The organism is Psychrobacter luti, from assembly GCF_014192115.1.
Classification (GTDB): Bacteria; Pseudomonadota; Gammaproteobacteria; order Pseudomonadales; family Moraxellaceae; genus Psychrobacter; species Psychrobacter luti.
In genome coordinates, this window is the sequence record NZ_JACHXL010000017.1 from 1 (window position 1) to 1212 (window position 1212).

At 48.4% G+C, this 1212-nt stretch carries 1 protein-coding gene; it reads left to right on the forward strand.

Translation table 11 applies throughout. The features are described from left to right. Nucleotides 1–18: 18 nt before the first annotated feature. Nucleotides 19–1209 (forward strand): elongation factor Tu, encoded by a 1191-nt coding sequence (tuf, locus tag FHS24_RS12320; protein WP_068405116.1) that lies wholly within the window; start codon nucleotides 19–21, stop codon nucleotides 1207–1209. The last annotated feature ends 3 nt before the right edge of the window (nucleotides 1210–1212 follow it).

The following is a 1212-nucleotide window of genomic DNA, read 5'->3' on the forward strand; positions in this document are numbered from 1 at the left end:
AAAAAAGAGGAAATACCCATGGCAAAGGCCAAGTTTGAACGCAGCAAGCCACACGTCAACGTCGGTACCATCGGACACGTTGACCACGGTAAAACAACCCTAACAGCTGCTATCGCAACTGTAGCAGCAATCACCTCTGGTGGCGAAGCCAAAGACTACGCGTCTATTGACTCAGCACCAGAAGAGAAAGCACGTGGCATCACCATCAACACCTCACACGTAGAATATGACACCCCATCACGTCACTACGCTCACGTCGATTGCCCAGGTCACGCCGATTATGTTAAAAACATGATCACTGGTGCTGCACAGATGGACGGCGCAATCCTAGTTGTATCTGCAACTGACGGCCCTATGCCACAAACCCGTGAGCACATCCTGCTTTCACGTCAGGTTGGCGTACCGTACATCATCGTATTCATGAACAAATGTGATCTTGTTGATGACGAAGAATTGCTTGAGCTAGTAGAAATGGAAGTTCGTGAACTTCTTAACGACTACGACTTCCCAGGTGATGACACTCCAATCGTAAAAGGTTCAGCCACCCAAGCTCTTAAAGGCGACGAAGGCAAATACGGCCAACCAGCTGTAGTAGAACTACTAGGCATACTAGACACCTACATCCCAGAGCCAGAGCGTGACATCGACAAAGCATTCCTAATGCCAATCGAAGACGTATTCTCAATCTCAGGTCGTGGTACTGTTGTTACTGGTCGTGTTGAATCAGGTATCGTACGTGTTGGCGACGAGATCGAAATCGTTGGTATCCGTGACACGCAAAAAACCACCTGTACTGGTGTAGAGATGTTCCGTAAACTGCTTGACGAAGGTCGTGCAGGCGAAAACTGTGGCGTACTACTACGTGGTACTAAACGTGAAGACGTACAACGTGGCCAAGTACTTGCTAAGCCAGGTTCAATCACTCCTCACACCAAGTTTGACGCAGAAGTATATGTATTGTCAAAAGAAGAGGGTGGTCGTCACACACCATTCCTAAACGGCTATCGTCCACAGTTCTACTTCCGTACTACTGACGTAACTGGCGCAATCCAATTACAAGACGGTACTGAAATGGTAATGCCTGGTGATAACGTTGAGATGGGCGTAGAGCTTATCCACCCAATCGCTATGGACAAAGGTCTACGCTTCGCTATTCGTGAAGGCGGCCGTACTGTAGGCGCTGGTGTTGTTGCTAACGTACTTAGCTAAGCA